Source organism: Elioraea sp. Yellowstone (genome assembly GCF_006704265.1).
GTDB lineage: Bacteria > Pseudomonadota > Alphaproteobacteria > Acetobacterales > Acetobacteraceae > Elioraea.
Genome location: NZ_VIKA01000140.1, coordinates 1 through 8,254 on the forward strand (window position 1 = coordinate 1; position 8,254 = coordinate 8,254).

The 8,254-nt window shown below is 73.0% G+C and carries 8 protein-coding genes; 5 read left to right on the forward strand and 3 right to left on the reverse strand.

What is annotated here, in order from left to right; genetic code table 11:
• The 4 genes from FK498_RS19395 to bfr all read left to right on the forward strand — a co-directional run.
• Positions 1-1,131: hypothetical protein (locus tag FK498_RS19395; protein ID WP_202614876.1), on the forward strand; the 1,131-nt coding region annotated here is incomplete at its 5' end.
• 120 nt (positions 1,132-1,251) lie between these two features.
• Complete coding sequence (locus tag FK498_RS15390; protein ID WP_141856068.1) at positions 1,252-2,751, forward strand: amidase; 1,500 nt, start codon at positions 1,252-1,254, stop codon at positions 2,749-2,751.
• A gap of 136 nt (positions 2,752-2,887) precedes the next feature.
• Complete coding sequence (locus FK498_RS19400) at positions 2,888-3,106, forward strand: bacterioferritin-associated ferredoxin (protein WP_161988442.1); 219 nt, start codon at positions 2,888-2,890, stop codon at positions 3,104-3,106.
• 117 nt (positions 3,107-3,223) lie between these two features.
• A complete protein-coding gene (gene bfr, locus FK498_RS15400; RefSeq protein ID WP_141856072.1) occupies positions 3,224-3,715 on the forward strand; it encodes a bacterioferritin in 492 nt (163 codons plus the stop codon).
• Between the two features lie 230 nt (positions 3,716-3,945).
• Here the strand turns inward: bfr and FK498_RS15405 are convergent, their stop codons facing one another.
• Both FK498_RS15405 and FK498_RS15410 read right to left on the reverse strand, forming a co-directional pair.
• Complete coding sequence (locus tag FK498_RS15405; RefSeq protein ID WP_141856074.1) at positions 3,946-5,466, reverse strand: HAMP domain-containing sensor histidine kinase; 1,521 nt, start codon at positions 5,464-5,466, stop codon at positions 3,946-3,948.
• The gene (locus FK498_RS15410) at positions 5,463-6,143 is read right to left on the reverse strand and encodes a response regulator transcription factor (RefSeq protein WP_141856077.1); all 681 of its coding nucleotides are present in this window, start codon (positions 6,141-6,143) and stop codon (positions 5,463-5,465) included. The genes FK498_RS15405 and FK498_RS15410 overlap by 4 nt, the downstream gene beginning before the upstream one ends.
• A 234-nt stretch (positions 6,144-6,377) precedes the next feature.
• Between FK498_RS15410 and FK498_RS15415 the strand changes: the two genes are divergently transcribed.
• Positions 6,378-7,547 (forward strand): MFS transporter, encoded by a 1,170-nt coding sequence (locus FK498_RS15415; RefSeq protein WP_141856079.1) that lies wholly within the window; start codon positions 6,378-6,380, stop codon positions 7,545-7,547.
• Here the strand turns inward: FK498_RS15415 and FK498_RS15420 are convergent.
• Positions 7,513-8,254 (reverse strand): ATP-dependent helicase C-terminal domain-containing protein (locus FK498_RS15420; RefSeq protein WP_304598719.1); only part of this gene is annotated, 742 nt, incomplete at its 5' end. The genes FK498_RS15415 and FK498_RS15420 overlap by 35 nt on opposite strands.

An 8,254-nucleotide genomic window follows, 5' to 3' on the forward strand; every position in this document is an offset into this window, starting at 1 on the left:
CTCTCGGGGCGGCTCGAGGCCCTGCGCGCCGGTGTTGCGCGCGCGCTCGCGGCCGAGATCGCGGCGGTGCCGTCCTCGCCGCAGACCGCCGCCCTGCTCGGGCGGTTCAGCGCCACCGCACATGGCAACCGCGCCGTGCTGGGCGATATGGCGTTCGCCGCGGTCGAGCGCGCGATCGCAGAACGGCGCGACCGCGCCGGCGACGAGATCGCCGAAGGGATCGGGCGCGAGATCGCCGACGTGCCGGCCACGGTGCAGGGCATGCAGATGCTCGACCGGATGGCGGGCACGCTGCGCCAGCGCGAGGGCGAACTCGGACCCGAGCGCCTCGCCGCGCTCAGCGCCAGCATCGCCGAGCGGCGCCGCGCGATCGGCGCGGAGGTCGCGCGCGGACTGGAACGCGAGATCGCGGCGATGCCGGCCGATCCGCAGGGCCTCGCGATGCTCGACCGGCTCGCCGCCCGTCCGCCGGGCCTGTTCGAGGCCGAGCAGTCGCGTGCGATCGACGCCGCGATCGCGTCCCGCCGGGCGGCGATCCGCGAGGAGATCTCCGCCACGCTGATCGCGGAGATCGGCCGCGTGCCGGCCGACGAGACCGGCTTCGCCAGGCTCGACCGGATGACCGACCGGCGGCTCCTGGCGCTGCTGACGCCCGAGCAGCAGAACGCGGTGACGGCGGCCGCGGCGGCACGGCGCATGGCGGTCGCGGACGGGCTGTTCGGCCGGTTCCAGCGCGAACTCGCCGCCCTGCCGGTGAGCGAGGAGTCGCTCGACGCGATCGACCGGCAGATGCTGGACGCGATCGGGCTCTGGCCGAGCTCGGCCGCGTCCTTCGCCCCCCGCTTCGAGGAGGCGGCGACGGCGCGGCGGGCCGAGCTCGTCACCCGGCTCAACCGCGCCGAGTCGGGCAGCCTGCGCGGGCGCATCTACGAGGGCGAGGGCGTCGCCTTCGAGTTCGTGGACCGCACGCGCGTGTTCGTGAAGAGCCCGCTCGGCCACACCATCGCCGGCACCTATACCGAGGAGCGCGACGGCCGCGTCGTCGTCACCCTCAACAACGAGTCCGTCGTGCTCGCCCGCGAGGGCAAGCGTCTGGTCGGCGGTCCGGCCAGGCTGACGCGGACGAAGTAGCGGCGAAGCGTGGGGCGGGAACCAGTCTCCCGCCCCGCGCAAGGTCCACATGCGCCGACCGGGCTTGCCGAACCGGCGCGCGGGGCCGATTGTGCCCGGCCGCCTCAGGGAGATCTCCGCATGAACGACATCGCCTTCGCGTCGGCGACGAAGCTCGCCGCCATGATCCGCCAGAAGAAGATCAGCAGCGTCGAGCTGCTCGAGCTCTACCTGAAGCGGGTCGAGGCCTACAACCCGGCGCTGAATGCGATCGTCGTGCAGGACGTGGAGCGCGCGCGCAAGGACGCGGCCCTGCTCGATCGCCGGCTCGCGCGCGGCGACATCGCGGGGCCGCTGCACGGCGTGCCGATGACGGTGAAGGAGAGCTTCAACGTCCAGGGTCTGCCCACCACCTGGGGCGATCCGGCCTACAAGGACAACATCGCCAAGGAGGACGCGGTCGCGGTCGGCCGCCTGCGCGCGGCCGGCGCGGTGATCTTCGGCAAGACCAACGTCCCGCTGATGCTGGCCGACTGGCAATCCTACAATGCGGTCTACGGCACGACCAACAACCCCTGGGACCCGACCCGCACGCCGGGCGGCTCCTCGGGCGGCTCGGCGGCGGCGCTCGCCGCGGGCCTGACCGGGCTCGAGCTCGGCTCCGACATCGGTTCCTCGATCCGCAACCCCGCGCATTACTGCGGCGTCTACGGCCACAAGCCGAGCTTCGGCGTCTGCCCGCCGCGCGGCCAGTCGCTCGGCACGATCGCGCCGTCCGACATCTCGGTGATCGGCCCGCTCGCGCGCGGCGGCGCCGACCTGATGGTGGCGCTCGACGTGATCGCCGGGCCCGACGAGATCGATGCCGCAGGCTGGAAGCTCAGCCTGCCCAGGCCGCGCCTGCCCGGCATCAAGGGCATGAAGATCGCCATCATGGCGACCGATCCGGTCGCGCCGGTGGACGAGGAATACGCGGCCAAGATCGAGGCACTCGCCCGGCCGCTGAAGAAGGAGGGGGCGAAGGTCGATCTCGCCGCACGGCCCGAGATCGACATGGCCGAGCTCTGGAAGACCTACATCCTGCTGCTGCGTGCGGCCACCTCGGCGCGGCTCTCGCCCGAGCAGGTCGCGCGCTGGACCGAGGAGGCGGCGCGGCGCGGCGAGGACGCGACCGACTACGTCGCCCTGATGGCGCGCGGCAATACCCTGCCACACCGGGTCTGGCTGCAGCTCAACGAGACGCGCCACCGCCTGCGCCAGGCCTGGGCGGCGTTCTTCAAGGAGTGGGACGTGCTGCTCTGCCCGGTCGCCGCCGGCACCGCCTTCCCGCACGACCACGCGGGCGAGCGGCATGATCGCGTCATCATGGTCAACGGCGCGCCGCAGCCCACCACCACCCAGCTCTTCTGGGCCGGGATCTCGGGCCTCTGCTACCTGCCGGCGTCGGTCGCGCCGATCGGGCTCGCGAAGGGCGGGCTGCCGCTCGGCGTGCAGATCATCGCCGGGCCGTACCAGGACCGCACCGCGATCCATCTCGCCACCCTGATGGAGAAGGCGGTCCGCGGCTTCCGTCCGCCGCCGGGCTACGAGGCGGATGCGCCGGAGGAGAAGGCCGAGGCCAAGGAGCCGGTGGCGGCCTGACGCGGGCGGCCGGCGTCGGCGCCGACGCCGGCCGCTCGATCCGGCGGAGGGGGGCGCGGGAGCGCCGCGCCGGGATCGCTCCCCAATCGCAAATGAGAACCAGTTGCAAATGGCGCCGGCCCGCGCTACAACCCGAATGATGCTCGTCTGCCTCTGCAACGGTCTCACCGACCGCGCCATCCGCAACGCCGCCGAACGGGGCGCGACCTGCTGCAAGGGGGTGTGGGACCGTTGCGGCTGCCGTCCCGACTGCGGCCAGTGCGGGCAGATGATCCGTGCCATCGTCGCCGACCATCACGCCCGCCCGCGCGGCCATGCCGTCCCGCCGGCCATGCTGGCGCCGGCCAAGGAATAGCGCCGGCTGCGCCTCACTCGCATTCGCAACGCGTTGAATCCGCGCCGGTTTCCTTGACGGCGCGGCAGGCTCCGTCGTCTCATCGGCGGGCGACCCAAGGCATGGACGGAGCGTGCGATGAAGGGCGACCCGAAAGTCATCGAGTACCTGAACACGGTGCTGACGAACGAGCTCACCGCGATCAACCAGTACTTCCTGCATGCGCGCATGCTCGACAACTGGGGCGTGACCAAGCTCGGCAAGCTGGAATACGGCGAGAGCATCGAGGAGATGCGGCACGCCGACAAGCTGATCGAGCGCATCCTGTTCCTCGAGGGGATCCCGAACGTGCAGCGCCTGAACAAGGTGCTGATCGGCGAGACCGTCGAGGAGATCCTGAAATGCGACAAGACGATCGAGGAGAAGGCGATGGCTGATCTGCGCGAGGCCATCCCCTACTGCGAGAGCGTGCGCGATTTCCCCTCGCGCGACCTGCTCTCCGAGATCCTGCGCGACGAGGAGCACCACATCGACTTCATCGAGACGCAGTTCGACCTGATCGCGCGCATCGGCATCCAGAACTACATCCAGCTCAACAGCGGCGCCGCCGGGGAGGACGGCAAGGACTGAGACCCGGCCGACAAAGGTTCGACCTTTGCCGGCCGGGCATCAGGCCTTGGTTGTGCGCGCGGCCGCCCCTTGAGCCCCGCGCGCCATACCCTCCGCACAAAGGTCAAACCCTTGTGCTCCGGGTATGATCCCAGGCCGACAAGCGGCGATCCCCTGCCGGCCGGGGATCTCCCTCCGGTTTCGCGCGCGGCGGCCCGGCATGACGCCGCGCGATCTCGACGGCATCCGCCTCAACCCGATGCCGGGCCGTCGGTCACCGCCCCGACCGTCGCGCGTCCCTGCCCTGCGGCGCGCGCGATCCGGGCCGCGCGCCGGCGTCCGGCCTCCGCCCCGCGCATCGCCAGCCCCGCCTCGCCGAGCGCGAGGCGGAGCACGGCGCCGAGCCCGGGGCGGTCGGGCGCGGCGCTCTCGAAGCGCAGCGTGCCGCCGTGCAGATGCGCCACCGCCTCGACCAGGGTGAGGCCGAGTCCCGAACCGGGGGTGCCGCGGCTCGCCTCCGAGCGGTAGAAGCGCTCGGTCACGAGCGGACGTTCGGCTTCCGGAATCCCGGGGCCGGTGTCGCGCACCACGATCTCCACCGCGTCCTCGCGGCGCGCCGCGTGCAGGGCGACCTCGCCGCCGGGCGGGGTGAACTTGATCGCGTTGTCCAGCAGGTTCGCGACCGCCTGCAGGACGAGATCCCGGTCGCCCACCATCGCAAGGCCGGGCGCCGGGGCGGCCTCGAGCCTCACGCCCTTCTCCTCGGCGACCGCCCCGTAGAGCTCCGCCGCGTCCTCGAGCACCGCCGAGAGGTCGAAGGCGGCGAAGGCCGAACGGCGCGCGCCCGCCTCGATCTCGGCGATGCGCAGGATGGCCTGGAACACCGCGATGATGCCGTCGAGTTCGCCGATGCCGCGCTCCATCGCCGTCCTCAGCCCCGCGGCATCGGTCGCGCCGCGCAGCGACTCCTCGAGCCGCGCGCGCGTGCGCGCGATCGGCGTGCGCAGGTCGTGCGCGATCGCGTTCGACACCTGCCGGACCCCGTCCATCAGCGCGCCGATGCGGTCGAGCATCGAGTTGAAGGTGCGCGCGAGCGCATCGAACTCGTCATCGGTGCCGGAGAGCGGCACGCGGTGCGAGAGATCGCCCTGCCCGATCGCAGCGGCGGTGATCGCGACCTGGTCGATGCGCCGCTGCAGGACGCGCTGCACCACCACCCCGCCCAGCCCGGCGAGCAGCACGGCGAGCGCCGAACCGTACATCACCGCATCGCCGACGAGATCGCGCAGGCGCAGCCGGCTGGCGACGTCACGGCCGATCAGCAGGCTGTGGCTGCCGCCGAGATCCATCACGTAGACGCGGCCGACGGAGGGCGTCCCTTCGTGCAGGATCGGCACCTCGAGCCACTGCGCGTCCGTCGGCGCGCGTGCGGGCCAGGAATCGAGATTGCCGGCGATCCGGCGCCCGTCCGGGCCGATCAGCAGGTAGACCTGCTCGTCGTCCGCGTCCTCGGCCAGGCGCTGCTCGATGGTGCGCGCCAGCGCATCGATCCCGCCCTCGTCGAAGCGGGCGCTCATCAGCGCGACGTCGTTGCGCAGCGACTGGTCGACCTGGCGGTTCAGGTAGCCGGCCGTGTTCCACCAGAAGAAGCCGCCGAGCGCGGCGGCCGCCGCGATCAGCAGCACCGCGTGCAGCGCGGCGATGCGGAAGCCGATCGAACGCACCAGGCGCAGGAGCGGCCTGTCCGCCTGCTGTGCGGCCGGCTCGCTCACGGCTCGGCGCGGACCATGTAGCCTGCGTTGCGCACGGTGTGGATCAGCGGGAAGGCGAATCCGCGATCGATCTTCTGGCGCAGCCGCGAGACATGCACGTCGATCACGTTCGTCTGAGGGTCGAAATGATAATCCCACACCGCCTCGAGCAGCATGGTGCGCGTCACCACCTGGCCGGCGTTGCGCAGCAGGAACTCGAGCAGGCGGAACTCGCGCGGCTGCAGCTCGATCGTGCGCCCCGCGCGCTTCACGGTGCGCGACAGCAGGTCCATCTCGAGATCGGCGACCGCGAGCCGCGTCACCGGGCCCTCGCCGCGTCCCCGCCGGCCCAGCGCCTCGATGCGCGCGAGCAGTTCGGTGAAGGCGAAGGGCTTGGTCAGGTAGTCGTCGCCGCCGGCCTTCAGCCCCTTCACCCGGTCATCCACCTGGGCGAGCGCGGAGAGGAACAGCACCGGCACCTTCGAGCCGGTCGCCCGCAGCGTCTCGAGCAGCCTGAGCCCGTCCATCCCGCCCGGCAGCATCCGGTCGAGCACGATCAGGTCGTAGTTCTCGGAGGCGGCGAGGAACAGGCCATCGCGGCCGTTGTCGGCCTGGTCGATCACATGACCGCTCTCCTTCAGTCCCTTGGCGACGAAGCGGGCGACGTCCTTGTCGTCCTCGACCAGCAGGATGCGCATGCGGCGGCTCCGAACGAGGCAACCGGCGGCACGGCGCCGCCGCCGCCAGTATAGACCGCCGCCGCGCCGGCATGATGGCGGCATCGGCCTGCCCGGGGTTGCCGCCGCGCGGGGGCTGGCCAGCGTGGATCCCGATCGGGTGAAGATGCGCGCCAGGAGACCCCGGAGCCGGTTCCTACAGGCCGGAACCGGCTCTAGGGTTGGCGGTCCGTCGTCGCCACCGGGGCCTTCTCCGTGTCGCTCGCCCTCACCGCCACGCTGGCCATGCTGGTGCAGCAGGCCTTCGCGACCTTCACGCGCGGGGTCGTGCCGGTGCTGGCGCCGCCGATCGGGGCGGAACTCGGCATCGATCCCTCGCATGCCGGCAGCTACACCGCGCTCGCCGCCGCCGCGGCCATGGCGGGCACGGTCGGGGTCGGCGGGTTCCTGCGCCGCTACGGCGGCTTCCGCGTCAGCCAGGTCTCGCTCGCGATCGCCGGCGCCGGGGTGGCGATGGGCGCGCCGTTCGGCGTGGTGGCCATCGCGCTCGGCGGGCTGCTGGTCGGGTTCGGCTCGACCATCTCCACCCCCGCCTCGTCGCATGTGCTGGCCCGGGTGGTGCCGCGGCCGCGCCAGCCGCTCTACTTCAGCATCAAGCAGACCGGCGTGCCGCTCGGCGTGGCGATGACGGGCGCGCTCGCCCCCGCCTTCGCCGCGCTCGCCGGCTGGCGCGGTTCGCTCGCGCTCTGCGCGCTGCTCTGCCTCGTGCTGGCGGTCGCGCTCGAGCCCTGGCGCGCGCGCTTCGACACCGACCGCGACCCGACCGCGCCGCTCGGGCTCGCCGCGATCGGCGAGACCATCCGCTCCGCCTGGAGCCCCGGCATCGGCGGCATCACCGCGATGGCGATGTGCTATGTCGGGCTGCAGTTCGTGCACACGAGCTTCGTCGTCGTGTTCCTGGTCGAGACGCAGGGCCGCAGCCTCGCGGCGGCGGGCGGGCTGTTCAGCATCGGCACACTGGTGGCGATCCCGGGACGCATCCTCTGGGGCTGGCTCGGCGGGCGCTACGTCGCCCCCAGGCGCCTGCTCGCCGGGATCGGCTTCGGCACGGCCGCCGCCTTCGCCGCGCTGGCGCTGCTGCCCGCCTCCGCCTCGGATGCGCTGGCGCTCGCCGCGGTCGTGCTCAATTCCGCGACCGTGATGGCCTTCCACGGGCTGATGCTGGCGGAGGTGGCGCGCCTCGCGCCGCAGGGACGCGCCGGGCCCGTCACCGGGGGGGTGCTGTTCTTCGCCCAGATCGGCCAGATCGTGCTGCCGCCGCTCTTCGGCCTGCTCGCGGTCGCCGCGGGCTATGCCGCGGCCTGGTTGGTCTTCGCGCTGCCCGCGCTGGTCATGGGCGCGTGGCTCTGGCGGGACCGGCCATAGGATCCTCAGGCCAGGCATGCCTGGGATAGCGCCCCCGCATCGCCTTGCGCACCTCCGCCCAGCCGCCGCGCCAGAACGCCGCGAGATCGCCCGTCACCGCGATCGGCCGTCCGGCCGGGGAGAGGAGCTCGATCTGCAGCCTCACCCGCCCGCCGGCCAGGCGCGGCGTTTCGGCCAGCCCGAACAGCGCCTGGGCGCGCGCGGCGAGCGTCGGCGGATCGCGCGCGTAGTCGATCGCGGCGCGGCCCTGCGGCAGCGCGAGGTGGCTCGGCAGCGCGGCGTCGAGTGCCGCGGCGCGTTGCGGCCCGAGCACGCCGCGCAGGATCGCGACGAGATCGAGACGGCCGAGTTCGGCGAGGCTGCAGAGCCCGGCGAGATGCGGCGCGAGCCAGTCCTCGAGGGTGGCGGCGAGGGCGGCGTCGGCGAGGTCGGGCCAGCCGGGCTCGAGCGTGGCCATCAGCACCGCGCGCGCCTGCAGGTTGCGCGCCGCCGGCGTCCAGGGCAGGGCGTCGAGGCCGCGGCTGCGCAGGCCCGCGCAGAGCCCGCGTGCGACCAGCGCCGGATCGGCATCGGCGAGCGGCGCCTCCTCCAGCACCAGCGCGTCGAGCAGGCGCCGGCGTCGCGCGCGCACCGCGCCCGCCTGGGCGTCCCACGCCACCTCCTCGGTGCTGACGATGCGTGCGCCGGCGATCGCCTCGAGCTCGGCG